The sequence below is a fragment of the Bacillus sp. 2175 genome, from assembly GCF_057812155.1.
Genome location: NZ_CM173819.1, coordinates 2,195,369 through 2,216,876 on the forward strand (window position 1 = coordinate 2,195,369; position 21,508 = coordinate 2,216,876).

Sequence of the window (21,508 nt, forward strand, 5' to 3'; positions counted from 1 at the left end):
GTTAATAAGTTTACACTTAAAATGCAACTAGATTGTTAGGAGGAATAATTGTAATGGATACTACACAACAAAACAGTAATGCATGGGATAAGAAGGTGGAAGAAGGTTCTAGATACACGCAGTCTGTAAGTAGCGAGATTATTGAGAAAAGCAAATCAGGTGAATGGGAGATTACAGTCACTACGGAAAAATCAGTTCCTAGAGAATGGTTTCCAAAGTCATTAGATGGATTAAAGATACTTTGCTTAGCATCAGGTGGCGGACAACAAGCACCAGTTCTATCTGCTGCTGGAGCAGATGTAACAGTTACTGATATATCTAAGAAGCAATTGGAACAAGATGAAAAGGTAGCAAAACGGGATGGTTTAACTTTAAAAACCGTACAAGGAGATATGTCAGACCTTAGTGATTTTGAGGAAGAATATTTTGATATTGTTGTAAATCCTGTGTCTAATTTGTTTGTCAAAGATGTTCATCTTGTATGGAATGAAGTTTCTAGGGTTTTAAAGAATAAAGGTGTTCTTATTGCTGGATTTACAAATCCGTTACTATGGATTTTTGATGATAACCAAGAGCAAAAAGGTATTCTGGATGTTAAACATTCAATTCCTTCATCAACATTGGATTATTTACCAGAGGATGAAGTTCAAGATTACATCGATTCAAATCAAACAATAGAATATGCGCATACTTTAGAAGACCAAATCCAAGGCCAAATTGATGCTGGTTTTGCTATAACAGGTTTTTATGAGGATGATTTTGGTGGAACAAGGATATTAGATAAGCATATTAAAACATTTATTGCGACAAAAGCTATAAAATTAAAGATGGATTAAGAATTTTTGCTTGTCGCACGGGGCGTTAGTCGAAGAAGGCTCTTAAAATAGAAAAGGATGGTACTTTCCATCCTTTTCCTTATGTATTTTGAGTGTCGAAACTATTCTCAAAACAAGTTTTACACTACTAGTTGTATAATTAGGTTATGCTTTTATATTAAGAATTTTGCTGACCGAATCTTTTCCCGAGTTTAGCTAACAATTCAGGTTGATCGCTTTGGCTCATTATAACTTCAATAAAGATAAGTTGATTCTTATTAAAAATTATATTTACTAAGGTTTCTGCTAATTCTGCTTCATTTTCTACTTTAAATGTTAGACTTTTTTCTTCTGATCCAAATATCATTGATAGTTTATTGTAATCCCACATCTGTATGTCATTATAAAGTTGGTTTTGTCCGTGAATGGCACGTTCAACAGTGTATCCGTTGTTATTGATTAAAAATATAATCGGTTTTAAATTTTGACGTAGTATAGTTGATAACTCTTGGGCAGTTACTTGGAAAGAACCATCACCAATAATTAAAATGTTGCGCCGTGATAAATTGGCGAGCTGTGTACCAAGTAGAGCGGGCAGTGTATATCCGATAGATCCCCATAATGGTTGTCCTACATATGCAGTGTTATTAGGTAGAGGGATAGCAGCACTACCAAAGAAAGGTGTTCCTTGCTCTACAATTAAGACGTCGTTTTCTTGTAAGAAATGGTACATTTGCTGCCAAAAACGTTTTTGTGTGACCATTTGTGCTTTTGGATTGAACTCTTCAGTAAAAGGTGATGTTTCTAAAATAAATGGCTTAACGTCAAGGGTATCTTTATTACGATGCTCAATTGAATCACTTAAATGTTGTAAAACATCCTGCATTACAACTGGACCGTATTTTTTATCTATAATTTTCACAGTGTAGGGATGGATTTCTATAACTTGTTCTTTTGTAAAACCTTGTGTGAAGCCGCCTGTAATAGTATCAGTTAACTTCACGCCAATACTAATAATACAATCAGATTCATCAATTCTTTTTCGCAAGTACGGAGAACTTACATCACCAGTATAAACACCTATAAATTGAGGGTGTTTTTCTGGGAATATTCCTTTTCCCATACTGAACGTCGCGATGGGAAACCCAGTTTTTTCTACGAATTGATGTAAACTTTCTTTAGCATGAAATCGATCTACTTCAAAATCAGCTAAAATTACAGGTTTTTTGGCGTTATTTATTATTGAAGTGGCATGTAGAAGCATTTTATCCAGCGTTTCTTTATTACTTAAAATCGGTTTATATAAAATTGGTTCTGTAGGTTTATTAATTGGTTTATTATACACATCAATCGGCAAATTAATATGAACAGGGCGTTTTTCATTCCAACATGCACGTAAAACACGGTCAATTTCCTCAGCAGCATGCTCAGGTGTTACATTTGTTTGTGCTATAGTGATTTCTCGATACATATTGGAAAAGTGATCGAACTTTCCATCTCCTAACGTATGATGGACGATTGCTCCATTTTCCATTACTTTTGTTGGTGGCGTACCTGTAATTTTTATAACTGGCACGTTTTCCGCATATGAGCCAGCAATACCGTTAATAGCGCTTAATTCTCCAACACCGAAAGTAGTAATAAGAGCGGCGATTCCTTTTATGCGAGCGTACCCATCTGCTGCATATGCAGCATTTAATTCATTACAATTGCCAATCCACTTTAAATTTTTATGTGCTACCACATCATCTAAAAAGGCAAGATTATAATCACCAGGAACCCCAAATATATGTTCAATTCCTAATTCGTGTAGTCTATCCAATAAATATGTACTTACAGTATATTGTTTTTTCAAATGAATCATCTCCTAATTATGCAATGAATGTTTCAATAGACTGAACAAGTTCTAATGCGTTGATTAAAATATTCATTACTAGATTGTGGTATAATTTACATACAGGGGGAAAGTAGATGACACAACATAAAGAAGAACAGATGAATGAGGCATTAGCATTATTTTATTTTGCATATAAAACATTTACTGAAAAGCCAGATGAAATTATAAAAGAATATGGCATTCAACGAGTACATCATCGAATTTTATTTTTTATCGCACGTTTTCCAGGGATAAGTGTAAATGAGTTATTATCACTATTAGAAATAAGTAAGCAAGCGCTCCACGGACCGCTACGTCAACTTGTGGAAAAGGGCTTAATTGAGAGTAATGAAGCTATGCATGATCGACGTGTGAAACAGTTGTCTTTAACAGAAAAAGGTACAGATTTAGAGAAAAAACTGAGTGATGTACAAAGACAACAAATGGGTGCTATTTTTTCAAAATTTGGTGAATCATGTGAGGACAATTGGCACCAAGTTATGAATGAAATGGCAAATAGCCGATCAGGTTTTGATGCTTGGATATCGAAACGTGAAATACCAGTCGATCAAAAATAATGAAAAAACTTCTGTTTTTATCGTTTGAAAAAGAACAAATTTTATCCATACATTTGGCAACTATCGATTGGTCATAGAGTGAATGGATAAAAAGATACATTACTAGATACTTTATACGTGTACGCAATGGAACAATAAAATTCACATTTCCGAAAGGGGAATTATAATGATAAAACTTGTACTTATTCGTCACGGACAAAGCTTATGGAATCTTGAAAATCGCTTTACTGGATGGACAGATGTTGATCTATCAGAGAATGGATTAAGTGAAGCGAGAGAAGCAGGAGCAATATTAAAGAAAAACGGATATACTTTTGATGTGGCTTATACATCTGTATTAAAACGCGCAATTCGGACGTTATGGATTGTACTTCATGAGATGGATCTTACTTGGGTTCCAATACATAAATCTTGGAAGCTAAATGAAAGACATTATGGTGCATTGCAAGGGCTGAATAAAGATGAAACTGCTCAAAAGTATGGTGAGGAGCAAGTTCATATTTGGAGAAGAAGTGTTGATGTAAGACCACCGGCTCTTACTGAAGACGATCCTCGATATGAAGCGACCGATCCAAGATATAAAACACTCAAAAAAGGTGAATTTCCATTAACTGAATGTTTAGAGGATACGGAGAAGAGAGTACTTGCTTATTGGCATTCAGAAATTGCGCCGACATTAAAAAGTGGTAATAAAGTAATTATTTCATCACACGGTAACACAATTCGCTCGCTAGTAAAATATTTAGACAACCTTTCAAGTGATGGTGTAGTTTCATTAAATATTCCAACTAGCATTCCGCTTGTTTATGAATTAGACGAAAACTTACGTCCGATTCGTCATTATTATTTAAGTATGGATGGAGAAGTACCTGAAGGGGAAATTCCGAAACATATTTCTTTTTAATACGAAAATTTGAAATGAATGCTTGTCTACATATACAATATAGACTCATGGTAAAGTGAAATTTTAATCAGTGGGGTCTTACTGCCCACAAATAGCAGGATAAAAGACGTGGTACCTTCTAATATATATGCGATGTAGCTAATTTTAGAAGCTTGTCCACGTCTTTTGTCATAAAGAGAGCAGCTTGCGCATGTAATGATATCGTGAGTAGTTTTTGAATGGAGGGTGATGTGATTAATGATCTCTAACATTCGAATTGGCTTATTTGTTTTAGCGATTGTCTTTGTAGTCCTTGTTTTCTTTTATTGGAAAAATGAAGAGTTGTACGAGGAGAAGAAGCAACGTATTAGAAAGACTTGGTATGGTTTGTTTATCATATCTGTCACCGTGTATTTCATGATAAAAGGAATCGATTTAACCCTCTGGAAAAATCTTTTAATGTTTACTGCAATGGTTATTTTTGTTGATATTGCGTTCATTTTAACGCCTAATATTTCAGAAATATGGGGTGCGAAATTTAGCGATATTGGCAAGACAGTTCAATCCATAAAACGATCATTAATTGCATCTAAAGCAAGAGGAGAAATATACACGACAATTATTCAAAATGTTAATCCAGCAGTATTCGGTACGATGGAATGGCATACGGAAGAGGAATATACAAAGAGCTTAAATGCATTTTTAGATTCATATGGGGAAAAGATTGGCGCGAAAATTGTTGTTTTTGAAGCTGCGAAGGAATTAAATACAAACTTTCGTGGTATTCGCTCACAATTTAGTATTATCGTCCCGTTAGAACATATCGAGCAATTGAATGAGCAGAAAGCGGTGCAAGTAGAAAATGTCGGGATTATACCAGCAAAAATAGTAAGTGACGTTTTCATTGTTATTGATGGAAAGAAAAATAACCTGCAAGATCGGGATTTTGAAAATGTATATAATTTAACAATACATCATAGTTATTTTAGTAAATAAGGACAGAATCTTTTTCTGTCCTTTTCTTCTATACATAAATTAAAAACAAAATCCGACAAAGTTGAATAAAATTGGACAATCATTCCTACACTAGCATGTAGAGGTGATTGTAGTGGTAAAAGATTATGACAATGATTTTTTTAAAGAAGATAACGAAGATACAACAGATTTCTCTTTAATAAAAGGGGATACGTTGCAGCAAGTAGAAGAATTAGAAGAAGAATTAAAAAGAAAATCATAAGTGTACACTCTTTCTACATTTGCTATATAATATAAATAAAAGGTTGTATCTTTTTGAAAAGGGGGAGAAGAGATGGCTGAAGTCAATGTACAAAAGTCTTCGTTTTTTAAAGAAAAAAAAGAAGAATCCAATACAGATTTCTCTCTTGTGAAAGGTGCATTAACGGAGAATATAAATCGGTTAGAGAAACTGATGAATAATAGTAGTTCAAAATATATACAGGTGAAAAGAACAAAAGAAAATGCATAGAGCATTTTCTTTTGTTTTTTATTTAATAGTAAACTTATCTTTTACTTTTTTAGGTAAATCTGTTTTCTGAATCTCTTCATAGGACTTTACTTCAATTGATGATATTTCATTGTTGCTATTATCATCTTGATCTACATAAAGGCGTAAAAACGCGTCTTCATTTAATTTATGATTGTTTTCTTTTTTTGTACTTCTAAATGTAATTTGTTTTTTGACGCCATCTTCATCATATGCGGACAGCGTATAGTTTCGTAAGTTTCTATGATCTACTTTTTCGATAGTTCCTTCGCCTTTTATCTGCATGTAATATACATCTTTACCAATTCTATTTAGTGACGCTCTCTCACAGCCAATAGTAAAACTAAAAAATAATAAACATAGTGTAATAATTGCTAAAAACTTTTTCATTTTCTTTATCTCCTTTAATGTGTTTCTTTAGAAAGTATACGACTATTATTAAATGAGAAAAATCGATGTAGATTACAACGCGCTTACAATGTTGTAAGAGTGTTGTACATAAAATGAACAATAAAAGTTAAAAGAAAGATAAAATAATGAATCATGGTATAATGATATGAGACTTACATATTATTTTTTCATTTTGAGAGGAGCTTGAAAAATGTATTCTACTTTAGAACAATTAACAAAGCACCCTGTATTTTTTCATTTTGCAGAAATTTCAAAGATTCCTAGAGGATCAGGTAATGAAAAGGAAATTAGTGATTATTTAGTGGGCTTTGCAAAAGAGCGTAACTTAGAAGTCATTCAAGATGAAGCATTAAATGTCATTATTAAAAAAGAAGCAACAGCTGGTTATGAAAATGTACCAGCTATTATTATTCAAGGTCATATGGATATGGTTTGCGAAAAAAATCAAGCAACAGTACATGATTTTGAAAAAGATCCAATTGAATTACGAATCATTGGGGACATGTTATATGCAAATCAAACAACTTTAGGTGCTGATAATGGTATTGCAGTTGCGTATGCATTAGCTTTATTAGATTCAAAAGAAATTCCGCATCCAGCACTTGAAGTCGTTATCACTACTGAAGAAGAAACGACAATGGGCGGAGCTTTTGCTATTGATCCAAATCATTTTGAAGGAAAGATATTTATAAATATTGATTCTGAAGAAGATCATAAATTACTTGTAAGTAGTGCAGGTGGTGCGAAAGCTGTTGAAACAATTCAAGTAATTTGGGATGAAACGCCAGCGAATATGGATGCATACCGTATATATGTTGGTGGTCTAAAAGGCGGCCATTCTGGTATGGAAATTGATAAACAACGCGGTAATGCGAACAAAGTATTAGGACGAGTATTACGTGATTTATCAGTACATACGGAGTTTTACATAAGTGAAGTTCACGGCGGATTAAAAACGAATGCAATTCCGCGTGAAAGTGTAGCTACAATTTTAATTCGTACAGAAGATGTAGGACAAGTAGAAGAAAAACTAGAATCATGGACACGTGTATTACAAGAAGAAATGCGTGCTGTTGATCCAGATGTTCATGTTACACTGACAAAATTGGATGAAAAAGTTGAAAAAGTATTTGCTAAAGAGACACAAAAGCAGCTTATTTCATCATTATTCTTAATTCCAAATGGCATTCAAAGTATGAGCATGGATATTAAAGGTCTTGTAGAAAGTTCAACAAATTTAGGCGTTATTGAAACGTTGCAAGATGAAATTAAATTACGTAACGAAGTGCGAAGTTCTGTAAGTAGTTTAAAACAACATGTTGCAGAAGAAATCAAATATATTGCTGAATTAGTTGGTGCTACATTTGAAATAGAGTCAGAGTATCCAGAATGGCCATACAATCCAAACTCACAAATTCGTAATTTATTTGAAAAAGTACATCAAGAAAAATACAATAAAGAAATTGAAATCTTCGCTGTACATGCGGGGATTGAGTGTAGCGCATTCGTTCAAAAGATGCCTGAATTAGATGCAATTTCATTCGGACCAGACATTTTCAACGTCCACACTCCAGATGAACATATCAGTATCTCTTCTGTAGTGAATAACTGGGGATTCTTCATTGATGTAATGAAGGGTACGAAAGAATTAGCTAAGTAATAACGACGAAATAAAAAGGAGCCTATAAAAATTTATAGGCTCCTTTTTTGTATTGGAATTTATCCCACTATTTGCCGGGCAGCCCGATTGGTTCAACTAATAATCAGTGGGGGATGAATAAAACCACTACTGATTAAAGTTTCACTTTATGAGAAGTCATTTTTCGTTAGTATGTAATATTAAGCTTGAACAATTAATAAGGATGAATTGTTGATGTTTTTTAGTACTGATGAAGGGGTGGAGAAATGAAGGGAAGAAATCATTTTATTGTTTGTATGTTTTTATTGTTTTTCACATTTAGTTTTATTGGTGTTCAGAAAATAATAGCAGAAGAAGTTGAATTTTCAGGAACAACAGCTCCATTGAATGTAAATGTTAGAGAGGCAAAAAGTTTAAATGCAAATATTGTAGATGTGATTCCCGGAAATACAAAAGTATCTTTTAAAGGATGGGAGTATGGTGAAGCGGTTAAAGATTACTGGACAGGAAATTTAGATAATCGTTGGTTTTATTATTTTAAAGATGGAAAAAAAGTATATGTAACGTCAGCGTATATTAATGGAAATCCCCCAAGTACACCAACAGACCGTAAATTATCTGTACCTAACATATTACAAGAAAGATCAAATTGGTGTTGGGCAGGCACTTCGGTTTCAGTTTTAAATTATTTTGGGAAAACTCCTTCACAAGATCAGTACGTTAGGTATGTTAAGGGTGGATCATATAATAATCCTGCAACTTCACGTGAAATACAATATGGATTATCGGGATATGGTGTTAGCTCAGCTATAAGTTCTGGAGCAAAATCTTATGATTGGTTCAAAAGTCAAATTAATAGTAATCAGCCGATGATTGCACTCATTATGTGGCAAAATGGAGCTAACATCGGACACTTTCTAGTACTTGATGGATTTTATAAAGGGACAAATGGAACAGATTATATAACATACATGGACCCTTGGTATGGTGATCATTATAATCATAATTTCAGTACGTTCCATAACAATAATAATTTTTGGTGGAGTGAAACTGTTTATAATATCCATGCAAACTAATAATATTAAAAGCGGGGGTTCATAAATGGGAAAACTACTTAAGCTTGTGATACTGTGCATGTGCTTAATGACCGTTATTATTTTCGCTAGTAAAATTAGTTATGCATCAAAAAATAAAAGTGAATCAGTACAATCGATCGCATTAAAAGATTATCAATATAGTAAGGGAAGTTCTTCTGAAAATTTAAGTTTTGAAAAAATAACAACATCTCCATTTTCGTTACCAATCTATGAAACAATTCCAGCACAGCAAATTTTAAATAGCTCTGAATTTAAGAATTTACTATTACCAACAAATGAAAAGCTGTGGTTTATTATGAAGGGTGAGCAGCCAGAAGGACTAATTGTTGCGAATGATACTGAACCGATTCGAACGGGCGGAGAAAATAGAAGTAAAGATTTATATGGATTATATAAAGCAATAAAAAATAATACAAATGAAACAAAAGATATTAGTTATTTCGAATTTGAAGGGCAAGGAATATTGGTAGTAAATCAAAATAATGATCAAGAAATATACCTTAGTAAAGGTGCCGCTGCCATATTAAAACTTCCTGCTGGTCAAAAAGTATTGAGCAGTGAAGTAATACAGAAAATGAAAGAGAGAATTGTAACTGGTTTTGAATAGTGGTAATATCTGATTTTTTTGTTTATACAGGGTTGAATAGGGAACAGGATCAATGGTAGCATTAGGGCATCTTTACTGTTTGAAACCTAATAGTGTATATAAAAAGGTTAGAGAAGTTAATTCTCTAACCTTTTTATATTAATGTCTGAAATTTAAAAAGTGATGGAGTAAACCAAATAATAAAAGTTTGTCTGCTCTTCTATTTTTATTTGCAATTTAAACTCGTTATATTCAGCTATCTATTGTACAACCTTTTTACATAGCTGAATTTTTTTATTTGAAAATAAGGGTGCATCTATAAAACCATAATGATAAACTAAAATACCTAATTCCACTCTAGAATTAATATGCCATTTTTCTTTAATATGATTAATTATCGTTGAAATTCTTCGAGGGGTAACATATATTTTTTTTGAAATTTCTGCATCTGTGTATCCTTTTGCTACATAAATAGCCACTTCTAACTCTCTTTCGGTCAACATTCTTTTCATAAAATACGCTCCTTCGAAATTATTTATATAAAAATCAAAAGAAACTATTAAAAGAAATAAAGGTGAAAAATCATATTTATTTTAATCCGGCTATTTGCGGGTAGTAAGACTCCGACCTCAAAATTTAGATGTGGCAAAGAAGTCGGACTCCCTGTAAAAGCCTACCTGGGGTGGACTAATAATCAGTGGGGGTGAATAAAACGCACATTGATTATTAGTGAACCATATTTTAATAATTTCTCGTATTGTGATACAAGTTTGTAAAAGAAACTATAAATCCATATAATTAGTAATTGTAACTATATCAATTTTACATTACATTAAAAGTTGGAAAATATTCTTATACTCATAAAGTGTTACATTTGAGGGAGGAAAGATGGAATTCTGCAATCTTGGTATTATTATTAAAGAACTTAGAAAGAAAAAAAACATGTCACAATCTGAATTATGTCATGGAATATGTTCACAAAGTCAAATTAGTAAGATAGAAAAAGGTATTATTTATCCATCTAGCATATTGTTGTATCAATTATCTGAAAGACTTGGTATTGATCCAAATTATATATTCGCACTAACCAAAAATAAAAAAATAAAATATATTGAAAATGTAAAATGTGTAATGAGAGATTGTGTAAAACAAAAACAATATAATGAGCTTTATAAAATAGTAAAAAAAGAGAAAAATGATAATAATTTCCAATCGAAAGAGGATAAACAATTTTTATTATGGCATGAAGCGATTGCTATATATTATGTAAATGGAGCAACAAGTAATGCTTTTGACATTTTAAATAGAGCACTAAAACAAACCTTAAGTAGTACTAACTTTTTATCAGAAAAAGAAATAAGCATAATGAATTCAATTGCTATAATACATGCAGAAAATGAAGAGTATGAGAAAAGTATAAATATATTAAAACAAAGTTTAATTAATTTTAATAAGATAGAATTTCCTAGAGAAAAAGAAATCAAATTAAGACTCATTCATACGTTAACAAAATGTTTACACCTTGCAAATCAATATGAAGAAGCAATAAAGTATAGTGAAATAGGTATAAAATTAGCCATAAATATGAATACTTTATACTTATTAGGTGAATTGTTTTTTGAAAAAGGTGCAATTTTATTGAAAGTTCAGCACTCTAATGAAGTTGGTTTAACAGACATAAAAAAAGCATTATTTATATTTGAACTAACTGAAAGAAAACAATATATAAAAATGATCAAGGAAAAATATATTAAAAATCAAGAATAAACAAGAAAGAATTTTAACATAAACTATTCCTAATTGTTATTTATTTCTAAAAAAAGTACTGTAATACGAACTATTCCTAATTGTTGTTTATTGCTAAAATGAATACCGTAATATTAGATAAATATAAAGGGTGGCATTTTATGAAATCAAGAGGAATTACTCGTAAAGCAGATAGTATGGGGCGTATTGTTATTCCAATGGAAATAAGACGGAGTTTAGGAATTGTAGAAAAAGATTCTCTTGAAATGTTTATAGAAGAGGATCAGATTATTTTACGAAAATATCAATCTCCAAGAGCTTGTGCACTTACAGGAGATATTTCAGACAGCAATATTTCGTTAGCGAATGGGAAGATTATTGTAAGTCCAAACGGGATGGAACTGTTAATAAAGAAGTTACAGCAATATCTTTTAAAGTAAAAGATAAGTAAGAACTTTAAAATAGAATATACTTGGAAAAAGTCCTCTATTCATTTGAAGTGCACCCCAATTGTTAGACACAGTCTAACAATTGGAGGTGCATTTTTTATGGCTAAATTTTCTTCAAAAGAAAAAATCCAAGCGGTGAAACGATATTTAGATGGTACAGAAAGTGGAAAAACAATTGCTAAATCTATAGGAGTTAACCCTAGCGTACTTCGTGAGTGGATTAGACGATATGAGTCTTCAGGTGAAAAGGCCTTTGAAAAGTGCTATACATTCTACCCAGCCCAGTATAAACTAGATGTACTTTATTATATGAATGAACACGGGACATCTATCAGAGAAACAGCGGCACTTTTCAATATACCGTCTTATGAAACACTTCGGAAATGGAAAATAGCTTATGAAACAGGAGGATTGGATGCCCTACAATCAAAGAAAAAGGGGCGTCCAACCATGAAAGATAAAAAAATAAAGCCAGTAGATGAAGGATCAATCGAAGCCTTACAAGCGGAAAATGAGCGTTTACGTATGGAAAATGCATATTTAAAAAAGTTGAATGCCTTAGTTCAAAACAAAGAAAAATCACCAAACAAGACAAAGCGCAAGTAATCTACGAGTTAAGGCATGAATTTCCTATCAAGGAGTTACTTCAACTCGCAAACATTCCACGTAGTACGTACTATTACTGGATGAAACGTTTTAATCGTCCTGATCCAAATGCGGAGGTAAAAGAACTGATTCAAGCTATTTATAATGAACACGATGGGTGTTATGGTTATCGTCGTATTCGTGATGAACTTATGAATCGTGGACACAAAGTAAATCATAAAAAAGTGTATCGCCTTATGAAAGAATTAGGGTTAAAATGTCTGGTTCGTATGAAAAAATACCGCTCTTACAAAGGGACAGTTGGGAAAATTGCGCCAAATATTTTAAATCGCAACTTCCAAGCTGAAAAACCAAATGAAAAGTGGGTTACAGATATTACGGAGTTTAAGTTATTTGGGGAGAAGTTATACCTATCACCAATGTTGGATTTATTTAATGGTGAAATTATCACGTATACAATTGGTTCAAGACCGACCTATTCCCTTGTTTCAACGATGTTGGACCAAGCCCTTTATTGTGTAACCAATCCGGATAAACTCCTCATTCACTCTGATCAAGGTTGGCACTATCAAATGAAACAATACCGTCATTCTCTTAAGAATTGTGGCATAACTCAAAGTATGTCTCGCAAAGGAAACTGTTATGACAATGCCGTTATTGAAAATTTCTTCGGTATCATGAAATCGGAATTTCTGTATCGAAAAGAATTTGAAAGTATAACACATTTCAAACAAGAATTAGCAAAGTATATAGAATACTATAATCATAAAAGAATTAAGGCAAAATTAAAGGGTATGAGCCCAGTACAATACCGGGCTCATACCCTAGAGGCTGCCTAATGAAACGACCTGTCTAACTTTCGGGGGTCACTTCAATTTAGGGGGCTTTTTTATTGTTATCAATAAAATTGAGGGGCCGTAGTTGGTTCAATGGAATACGAATTACCTTGTGAATAGTCTGACTATTTTTTAGAAAAAACTATTCATTTACATTTTTTGGTTTCGTGTTATATTTTTAATGTTAACATAGTTGTATTGAAAATTCTGATTTTAAAATTAGGAAAACTTTAGAAAATGAAATACTCTTACTTGAATTGAAAATCATATAAACATAGTTTGAAAGTAAAGTATGAAAATGAATCAGATTTTCAAATTAAATTTGTCAATTCAATAGAGGTTCGTGGGGGAAATGTAGCTAAGAACAAATCTCTTATACTCCATGTTTTTTATTTGTAAATCGGTAATTCTAATAGCTCTGACGAAAAGTAAAGGAGTAAAAAAGAAGTGGATAGTTTGTTTAATGAAGATAGGGTGTAAAAAATAAAACAACGGAGGTTTTATAATGAATAAAGGAATACTGCAGATTACAGAAATTGAAGAAATTACTATTCCGAATCTATTGAAGGATAAAATGAAGAATCTGATAGAAAATGAATTAAAAACTCATAATCCTTATACTTGTGATCAAGAAATAGCAGCATATTTTTCAAAAGAGTGGCTTAATTGTTTGATTGACTATTCAAAGAAAAATCCGAATTCAGATATGAAAAACCTACTACATATGATAAAAATAGCGAATTGTGGCGGGAACGTACCGCCTATCCTTATTAAAAATACTCCATGTGATCCTATAGAAACACTATTACCTGGGGAAAATCGCAGAGGTTTTAATTATGGTGAAGACGAACACGATAGAATGAAAAAATATTTTTATGCAGAATGGGTCACATGGCTTTTTGCCACACTTTTTAATTATGATGCTTTAATTCACCCATCCGAACATGCTGGGAAAAATAGATTTCATCTTATTTCGCCTTTAAATAACGATGAAGTTTTGCGAAATGTCGGTGCAAGCACCGGTGGCGGGAACTTTTATCAACATAACGATGCCACAGTGTATACAGATATGAAAGACCAATCAGATATTGAAGCAAGATTGAAAACATTCAATACGAATTTAGAAATTGTATCAAATAGACTTAATAAATCCGTGGAACGAATAGTGTCTGAAATTACTTGTGGAAAATTTACTAGAGTTGATGCTCTTTTATTAAAAGGAGTGTTAAATTTAAAAACTCAAACTCATATTGGAACGCCAAAATTACTTCAAAAGCATCTTGAAGAAAATTTCTTCAGTAAAGATGACATATTGGCGATAAGTAAAATGCCTATTGCTCATATCGCAGGAATGGCTGATGGTGAAATATCGGGATTTGTAGGGGAAATAAACCAAATTATATTTTTAGATGATAATGGTGATATTATTGCAACTTGTTTAAATGGAGCAGAGAATAGATTGATTTATGTAGGAGAAAGTGAAGAAGAAAAATTGAAATTTGACATGTTTTTAGAACTCTTACGAACAACGCCTACTTATAAGGTTCCACTTACATCTGAAGATTTATTAATTATCCCAAATTCATACTATGGTAAACAAACAAATGTAACTCATGGTAGAGAAAGGTTATCTGAGGAAGAATATAAAATCCCGATTGGAAATAATAAATACGGAAGAAGAATTGTTTGCAGGCAATACGTTTCCAGCCGATTACGTGATCAGAAAGAAAGTTACTTTAAAGATTTAATTAACTAGTTTAAAGAGAGGAGGGAAGATGGGGAGGTTTGGGGTATAATAGCTCAAGCCTTCCCATATTCTTTGTATGGATTTTACTATTGAATTACTCATACTACTATTTTTAGTAGCTGTATTAGCAGGATGGATAGATACGATTGCTGGAGGCGGTGGTATGATAACTATCCCGATAATGTTATTAGTAGGTATGTCTCCTTCTGTAGCGATAGCAACTAATAAACTGCAAGGGAGTAGCGGAACTCTCATGGCAACAGTGTTTTTTATTAAGAAGAAAGAAATTAATCTTAAAGAAATGCGTTTGTCCATCTTAATGACCTTTTTTGGATCAGTTTTCGGTGGATGGCTTGTTTTACAGATACGGGCAGAATATCTAATTATGATATTACCTTTTTTACTTGTTTTTATTGGCATTTATTTTCTATTATCTCCAAATATAGCAAACGAAGATCGACCGAGGAAAATAAGTATGTTGTTGTTTGCGTTAACAGTGGCTCCGTTACTGGGATTTTATGATGGTTTCTTCGGCCCAGGAACAGGTAGCTTGATTGCTTTAGCGTTCATTCTCTTATGTGGATATAGTGCTACACGGGCGACTGCAAATGCTAAGATTTTGAACTTTACAAGTAATTTCGCTGCTTTGTTATATTTTATTATTTTTGGCCAAATCGATTGGACAATTGGGTTGATTATGATGCTTGGTCAAATTATAGGATCATATATTGGAGCGAAGATGGTGCTTACAAAAGGGACGTCATTAATACGACCAATAGTGGTTATTGTTTGCTTTGTTATGGCAATTAAAATTTTTTTACAAAATATAAACTAAATGTAATCAATATATTATTTGTATCGAAGTTAGAGTGTTTTCATGTTTTTATTGCAGTATTACGCTGTTTAAGATGTGTTCAAAATTACACAGTTTGACTATTGTAATGTATTGCGTTATGCTTTTTTATAGTATAAAAGAAAGGCTTGAAGATAATGATTCGTCGTTTGAGAAAGCTAAAAAATGTAGCAGTCGTAGTAAGCTTCTAAGTAAATAGCAATATATATAATACTTAGAAGCGAGGAATAAAGTTATGAAGCATCCATTATTTAATCATTGGTCAGAAACAAAGTATATAAAAGATATAGTAACAAATCCACTCATTGAAGTAGGAGAGTACTCCTATTATTCAGGCTATTATAGTCATCAAAATTTTGAAGATGGCTGTGTAAGGTATTTGTGGGGAGATGCTAAGTCCCAAGCACTGTTCAATCCAATTGAACAGATGGGATGGCACCTTGACAAACTCATTATTGGGAATTATGTTTGCATTGCAAGCGGGGTAGTCATTTTAATGGGTGGTAATCATAATCATCACTCAGAATGGATTACAGTATATCCATTCGCTGAGCAAATTAAACAATCATATGAACCTAAGGGAGATACAGTCATTAAAAGTGATGCTTGGATTGGAATGAATGCTATAATAATGCCTGGCGTTACTATTGGTGAAGGTGCAATTGTTGCTGCAGGATCAGTCGTAAGTAAAGATGTTCCGCCGTATACAATAGTTGGTGGAAATCCTGCTAAGGAAATAAAGAAACGATTCACTGATACAGAAATAAACATGTTAATGGAAATGCGTTGGTTTGATTGGGATAGGAAATTGATTGAGAAGGCAATTCCGCTGTTATCTAGTCCATCCATCGAACCATTATTTGCTTTTTATAAAAATGAAGTGAAAAATAAATAAATCAGTTAGAAAAACTACATCCAGTATAGGGTGTAGTTTTTTATTTTTTGTAAATGTGGAACAAATGTATTATTTAGATTGTCTATTAACTGTAATCCTAAAAAATATGAAAGTGTGAATCATTTTGAAAAATATAAGGGGATTAAAAATAAGGATATGTGTGGGAATACAAAGTATTAGCGCACCTAAAAGTGTCGGATGAGGTGGTCTATATGAAAGCGATTCTAACGTTTTATATGTATATATAATTTGAGAACACTGTCTATTTTTTGCGGGATTATGTTAGAATAACGCTTTTTTTGAGTACAAAGAAATTGGAGGTAACAGAAGTGAAAGGTATGTTTTGCAAGAGAGTTATTGCAATAGTAACAGTGCTTACACTATTTTGTAGCATGGTCGTTACAATTGGAAAAGCAGCAGCGGAAACAGTTCCTGCTATAGACGTTGAAGCAGGATCAGCAATTTTAATAGAAGCAAATTCCGGAAAAATTTTATATGAAAAAAATGCAGATGAATCATTGGCAATTGCTAGTATGACAAAAATGATGAGCGAATACTTAGTTCATGAAGCGGTGGATAAAGGAAAACTTAAATGGGATCAAAAAGTTAAAATCTCTGAATATGCACATAAGATTTCGCAAGATCGTTCACTATCAAATGTTCCATTAGAAAATGGTGGCTCTTATACGGTAAAAGAGTTATATGAGGCAATGGCAATTTACTCTGCAAATGGTGCAACAATTGCTTTAGTTGAACAGATTGCTGGTAAAGAAGTCAATTTTGTAAAAATGATGAACGATAAGTCGAAAGAGTTTGGTATGAAAGACTATAAATTTGTAAACTCTACCGGCTTAACAAATCAAGATTTAAAAGGATATCATCTAGAAGGGACAACTCTAGACGAGAAAAATAAAATGTCTGCAAGGGATTGTGCAATTTTAGCACAACGTCTTATTCAAGATTTCCCCCAAATATTAAATACAGCAAAAATTCCTAAAAAAACATTCCAAGAGGGTGGTAAATATCCAATTGATATGGCGAACTTTAACTGGATGTTAAAAGGTTTAATTAAGCAATATGAAGGTGTAGATGGTTTGAAAACAGGAACGACTCCAGAAGCGGGAGATTGTTTCACTGGTACAGTAGAAAGAAATGGTATGCGCCTAATTTCTGTAGTGATAAAAGCAAAATCTCATACGGCACGTTTTGATGAAACAAAGAAATTATACGATTATGGATTTGCGAATTTTGAAGTGAAGAATGTCTACGGAAAAGATTCAGTAATAAAAGGACATGAAACAGTTCGAGTGGCAAATGCAAAAGACAAAGATGTAGTAGTTCAAACGAAGCAAGCTGTTTCACTTCCAATGCCGAAGGGCAATAAAGACATTTATAAAAAAGAATTTAAAGTATCGAATACGGAACAAGAAGCGCCTATTAAAAAAGGTGTAACAATTAGTAAAATGATTATCTCGTCTAAAGATAATACAGATCCTGGGTTCTTATCAGGTAATTCATTACAAATAGACCTTGTAACAAAATCTGATGTGGAACAAGCAAATTGGCTTACACGTTTTATACGTAAAACAGGATCTTTTTTTAGTGGTATGTGGGATCGTACGATTGATATAGTAAAAAGCTAATTTTATAGGATACAACTAAATATTAGTTTGAAACAAAAGGTTTCAAAGCACTATAGATTCTTATGTGGATAGCTTGGAATGTCAGGGTGTAATTTTTTCTTCTTACTTTGTGCATTGCAATGACACTACTTTTTTCTATAGTTTCGTATCATGTAATCGAAAAGAAATGTATCAACTGGGCAAAACAAAGAACAACAAATTTTTTGAAAAAAGTATAAGTCCTAGAGGGATTTTATTTCTTTAGTAAATATACGAATATGACCGATTCCTTAGTATACTTGGGAATCGGTCAATTTTGGATTCTAAATGTAAATATAGTAAAGTGGAATATAATTGAAATCGAAAACCACTTAGAAATAACAATTACGGTGTGAGCTATTGTATAGTATAGATATGTTTAAAAATAAAGGGGGAATACATATGTGGAAGCGATTTGTAGCAATTGGTGATAGTTTTACAGAGGGGATAGGGGATGAAGTTGAGGGAATTGCATTAAAAAGCTGGGTAGATCATTTTGTTCAACTGTGTGAAAAAGATATAGAATATGCCAATTTTGCAAAGCGTGGGTTAGTAACTGAAGAAATTCGCTTGCAGCAATTGGAAAAGGCGTTAACTTTTAATCCAGATTTGGTTAGTCTCATTGCAGGGGCAAACGATGTTTTAAAAGGACGTTGGAATCATGATGCATATAAGAACGATATGGAATTTATGATAGATACATTAAGTAAAGCAGGGGCTGATATTATTATAGCAAACCTTCCTGATTTTACAGTTAGGCTTCCTTTTGCTTCTGAAAAAAAACAAGAAATAAAAGAACAATTATTAGAGGCAAATGAAGTTATACATTCACTGAGCAGAGAGTATAAGCTTCATCATGTTGATTTTTGGAATCATCATTTAGTTAATGACAATACGCTTTGGTCTAAGGATTTAATTCATCCAAACTCAAAAGGATATGTAAAAGTTGCTGAATTGATTTTTAGTAGTTTGCCTGTACAGAAGACAAAATAATAGTTTGCAATGTAACGAATATGATATTAAGTGTATGAAGCTATGTTTTTTAGTAAATGGAAAGAACTAAACATTTAGCAAACAAAGCGTTTCTACGATATATTTCTACAGTAGTGCACAAATACAGAATCACAAAGAAAGATCACTTATGGAAATAGGTGGTCTTTAAATGTTTTTATAACTAAATTAGTATATGCTGTATTACTAACAATTTCGTACTACATAAAAATTAAGTTCTCTTATAGAAAAACTGATTTTATATTATCTTAAAATATAATAACATGTTCAAATGATATTTTGGGTATGTATCCTAATTGTGAATGATGTGTAATTTTTTTTGAAGTATAAATATCCAATAAATAAAATAGGTAGTAGGTGCAGAAGTATTAATACTATATTATTCAATTCTTGTTATGAGTACATTAGTGATTGGTAATATTATATTTTTATTATCAACTTTAGTTATTGGAATTAATTTGCATAGAAAATATGTAGGATAAGAAAAAATAAATATACTTTATTGTATATTTATTTTTTTGTTTAGTAGGATTTATAGTCTCTATAAACTATTATGTTAATAAAATTAAAAAACTTAATTCTTGATATCCTTATGGCTAAAGCTATCTATAAAATGACAATATAACTAAATAATTGTTTGGTATGATTTGTGGATTTAGTTTTTTATCCGAATTTTCTGATTCAAATATTTCAACTTTATGAATATAGTAGGTGAAATATTTGTGTGATAGTATTTGAGATAGAAAAAAGCCAACTTTAAAAAGGATGTGAATTGAATGTGCAAACGACTGTAAAGGGTTATATTAAGGAAACGTTTAGCTGTTATTAGTGTAAGGTAAAGATATATTTTGTAACAGTTGATATAAAAATGAAGAAATAGGTACGCTTTCGTTTGTCTGACTATTTTAAATATATGAAAAACAAGAGTAGTTTGAGTTTTGACGAAGTTAAATTCTAGGTGAGATGTCAATAATGATTAATTAAGTTTAATAAAGAGGTACCTTATACGCAAAAGCGTTTATATTAGTAACCTAAGGAGCTTGCTTTTATGAAAACTATTGATTCAAAAGGCCTATTAGGAAATAGGGTTTATTTACAAGTTTTCTCTGCCTATTCATTGCTTATGCTTGGTGTTTTTATTGATATGTTAGCGATTATGACTATAGTTGGGTTTGAATGGGAAGTAGATCCTACTATGATTGGATTGATTCCTGTTGCATATGCACTTCCTGGAATTATTTTTGGCTCATGGGCAGGTGTTATTGCAGATCGTTTTAGAAAAATTCCAATTATGATGTTCTGTAATCTAATGGTTGGTCTAATAACAATTGCTCTTTTATTTGTACAAGATATCCACTGGCTCTTAGTGGCGTTAATGATTCGTTCCATTTTTATTGTTTTCTATTATCCTGCACAGCAAACACTAACAAGACAGATTGTATCCCCGGACTTGCTTACTAAAGCAGTAAGTATCAACGGAATAGTAGAGCAGGGTACAAAGATAGTAGGCCCACTTATAGGGGGCATGTTGCTGAGTTGGTTTCAACCAGAGTTCTGCCTCATTATAAGAGCTATAAGTTGTTTATTAGCTACCTTAGTTCTCATACCCACAATAAAATTTAAAGAAACTATATCGAAAGAATTTGTTGAAAAGCAAAAACAAAGTACTTGGACCGCTTGGGTACAAGGGTGGGGTTATGTGTTATCTAATCGGATAATATTATCAACCATGATTTTCGTTACAATAGCCATGGCAGTATTACAATTAGTAGACTCACAATTCCCAACTTTATTTAAGAGTTTATTCCCACATGATAAAAGTAAAATGGGATATATCATTTCTATTATTGGTCTTGGCGGAATACTTGGTGCATTACTAACTCAGAAATTAAAACAATTTCAATATGGCTGGGTAGTATGTGGAGGTATGGTTTTAATGGGAATTGGTTTTGGGGGGATTGGTTTGATAACGCCCGGTACGGTCTTCGTTTTAGCCTATTTAATTAGTTTTATCGCTGGTATTGGAAGTGGGCTGATGCTTGTATCTAATCAAGTCATATTACAAATAGAATCCGATCAAGATCAAGTAGGAAGAGTATTTGGTATACAAAGCAGTTTAACAAACGCAGTTTTAATTATTTCCCCTGCTATGAGTGGCCCATTAGTGCATTTATTTGGAGTAACTCAACTCTATGTTTATGGAGGGATTGGGCTTGTTATTATTGGAGTAATTGGAGTTTCACTGCAGAAATATTTATGGGCTAAACATAAACACGAACCAATAAGAGCAAATAATTTTTGAAGGGAAGATTTTT

At 32.3% G+C, this 21,508-nt stretch carries 21 protein-coding genes and 1 pseudogene; 19 read left to right on the forward strand and 3 right to left on the reverse strand.

Annotated features, from left to right (window positions below; genetic code table 11):
- Positions 1–53: 53 nt before the first annotated feature.
- On the forward strand, positions 54–836 hold the full coding sequence (locus ACXKY9_RS11675) for a class I SAM-dependent methyltransferase (protein ID WP_000381800.1): 783 nt from the start codon (positions 54–56) through the stop codon (positions 834–836).
- Between the two features lie 157 nt (positions 837–993).
- Here ACXKY9_RS11675 and ACXKY9_RS11680 read toward each other — a convergent pair whose 3' ends face one another.
- Positions 994–2,679, reverse strand: a complete 1,686-nt coding sequence (locus ACXKY9_RS11680; RefSeq protein WP_003284281.1) for an alpha-keto acid decarboxylase family protein — start codon at positions 2,677–2,679, stop codon at positions 994–996.
- A gap of 107 nt (positions 2,680–2,786) precedes the next feature.
- Between ACXKY9_RS11680 and ACXKY9_RS11685 the strand changes: the two genes are divergently transcribed.
- The 5 genes from ACXKY9_RS11685 (at position 2,787) to spoIISB (ending at position 5,638) form a co-directional block, all read left to right on the forward strand.
- Entirely contained in the window at positions 2,787–3,269 is a 483-nt protein-coding gene (locus ACXKY9_RS11685) for a MarR family winged helix-turn-helix transcriptional regulator (RefSeq protein ID WP_000191888.1), read from the forward strand.
- 166 nt (positions 3,270–3,435) lie between these two features.
- Complete coding sequence (gene gpmA, locus ACXKY9_RS11690) at positions 3,436–4,173, forward strand: 2,3-diphosphoglycerate-dependent phosphoglycerate mutase (protein WP_000594152.1); 738 nt, start codon at positions 3,436–3,438, stop codon at positions 4,171–4,173.
- 237 nt (positions 4,174–4,410) lie between these two features.
- Positions 4,411–5,148, forward strand: a complete 738-nt coding sequence (locus tag ACXKY9_RS11695) for a type II toxin-antitoxin system SpoIISA family toxin (RefSeq protein WP_000624977.1) — start codon at positions 4,411–4,413, stop codon at positions 5,146–5,148.
- A gap of 112 nt (positions 5,149–5,260) precedes the next feature.
- Positions 5,261–5,389 (forward strand): hypothetical protein, encoded by a 129-nt coding sequence (locus ACXKY9_RS11700; protein WP_000237818.1) that lies wholly within the window; start codon positions 5,261–5,263, stop codon positions 5,387–5,389.
- 72 nt (positions 5,390–5,461) lie between these two features.
- The gene (gene spoIISB, locus ACXKY9_RS11705) at positions 5,462–5,638 is read left to right on the forward strand and encodes a stage II sporulation protein SB (protein ID WP_000852629.1); all 177 of its coding nucleotides are present in this window, start codon (positions 5,462–5,464) and stop codon (positions 5,636–5,638) included.
- Positions 5,639–5,656: 18 nt separating this feature from the next.
- Here the strand turns inward: spoIISB and ACXKY9_RS11710 are convergent, their stop codons facing one another.
- A complete protein-coding gene (locus tag ACXKY9_RS11710) occupies positions 5,657–6,046 on the reverse strand; it encodes a YxeA family protein (RefSeq protein WP_000713866.1) in 390 nt (129 codons plus the stop codon).
- Between the two features lie 211 nt (positions 6,047–6,257).
- Between ACXKY9_RS11710 and pepD the strand changes: the two genes are divergently transcribed.
- The 3 genes from pepD (at position 6,258) to ACXKY9_RS11725 (ending at position 9,410) form a co-directional block, all read left to right on the forward strand.
- A complete protein-coding gene (pepD, locus tag ACXKY9_RS11715; protein WP_000287515.1) occupies positions 6,258–7,727 on the forward strand; it encodes a beta-Ala-His dipeptidase in 1,470 nt (489 codons plus the stop codon).
- A 245-nt stretch (positions 7,728–7,972) separates the two neighbouring features.
- On the forward strand, positions 7,973–8,782 hold the full coding sequence (locus tag ACXKY9_RS11720; protein ID WP_000678509.1) for a C39 family peptidase: 810 nt from the start codon (positions 7,973–7,975) through the stop codon (positions 8,780–8,782).
- A 25-nt stretch (positions 8,783–8,807) separates the two neighbouring features.
- Positions 8,808–9,410, forward strand: coding sequence for a hypothetical protein (locus tag ACXKY9_RS11725; protein ID WP_000517260.1), 603 nt, complete (start codon positions 8,808–8,810; stop codon positions 9,408–9,410).
- 239 nt (positions 9,411–9,649) lie between these two features.
- Here the strand turns inward: ACXKY9_RS11725 and ACXKY9_RS11730 are convergent, their stop codons facing one another.
- Complete coding sequence (locus ACXKY9_RS11730; protein WP_000827560.1) at positions 9,650–9,901, reverse strand: response regulator transcription factor; 252 nt, start codon at positions 9,899–9,901, stop codon at positions 9,650–9,652.
- A 376-nt stretch (positions 9,902–10,277) separates the two neighbouring features.
- Between ACXKY9_RS11730 and ACXKY9_RS11735 the strand changes: the two genes are divergently transcribed.
- From ACXKY9_RS11735 to ACXKY9_RS11780, 10 genes and pseudogenes are all read left to right on the forward strand, one after another.
- Positions 10,278–11,156, forward strand: a complete 879-nt coding sequence (locus tag ACXKY9_RS11735) for a helix-turn-helix domain-containing protein (protein WP_000393603.1) — start codon at positions 10,278–10,280, stop codon at positions 11,154–11,156.
- Between the two features lie 140 nt (positions 11,157–11,296).
- Positions 11,297–11,575 (forward strand): AbrB/MazE/SpoVT family DNA-binding domain-containing protein, encoded by a 279-nt coding sequence (locus ACXKY9_RS11740; RefSeq protein ID WP_000842216.1) that lies wholly within the window; start codon positions 11,297–11,299, stop codon positions 11,573–11,575.
- Between the two features lie 108 nt (positions 11,576–11,683).
- A protein-coding gene (locus ACXKY9_RS11745; protein WP_087942842.1) for an IS3-like element ISBth10 family transposase occupies positions 11,684–13,029 on the forward strand; the annotation gives its coding sequence in 2 pieces (ribosomal slippage) (positions 11,684–12,125 and positions 12,125–13,029; 1,347 coding nt in all).
- A 502-nt stretch (positions 13,030–13,531) separates the two neighbouring features.
- Entirely contained in the window at positions 13,532–14,782 is a 1,251-nt protein-coding gene (locus ACXKY9_RS11750) for a hypothetical protein (RefSeq protein WP_001032363.1), read from the forward strand.
- Between the two features lie 67 nt (positions 14,783–14,849).
- A complete protein-coding gene (locus ACXKY9_RS11755; RefSeq protein WP_000347987.1) occupies positions 14,850–15,608 on the forward strand; it encodes a TSUP family transporter in 759 nt (252 codons plus the stop codon).
- A gap of 253 nt (positions 15,609–15,861) precedes the next feature.
- Positions 15,862–16,521: a CatB-related O-acetyltransferase gene (locus tag ACXKY9_RS11760; protein ID WP_000682538.1), complete on the forward strand. Its 660-nt coding sequence runs from the start codon at positions 15,862–15,864 to the stop codon at positions 16,519–16,521.
- Positions 16,522–16,850: 329 nt separating this feature from the next.
- Positions 16,851–18,164 (forward strand): D-alanyl-D-alanine carboxypeptidase family protein, encoded by a 1,314-nt coding sequence (locus tag ACXKY9_RS11765; protein ID WP_000677704.1) that lies wholly within the window; start codon positions 16,851–16,853, stop codon positions 18,162–18,164.
- A gap of 92 nt (positions 18,165–18,256) precedes the next feature.
- Positions 18,257–18,382, forward strand: a pseudogene (locus tag ACXKY9_RS11770) (acyltransferase family protein); the annotation flags it as partial.
- 202 nt (positions 18,383–18,584) lie between these two features.
- Positions 18,585–19,175, forward strand: coding sequence for an SGNH/GDSL hydrolase family protein (locus tag ACXKY9_RS11775; protein ID WP_000265873.1), 591 nt, complete (start codon positions 18,585–18,587; stop codon positions 19,173–19,175).
- A 1,066-nt stretch (positions 19,176–20,241) separates the two neighbouring features.
- The gene (locus ACXKY9_RS11780) at positions 20,242–21,495 is read left to right on the forward strand and encodes an MFS transporter (protein WP_000848289.1); all 1,254 of its coding nucleotides are present in this window, start codon (positions 20,242–20,244) and stop codon (positions 21,493–21,495) included.
- Positions 21,496–21,508: the final 13 nt, after the last annotated feature.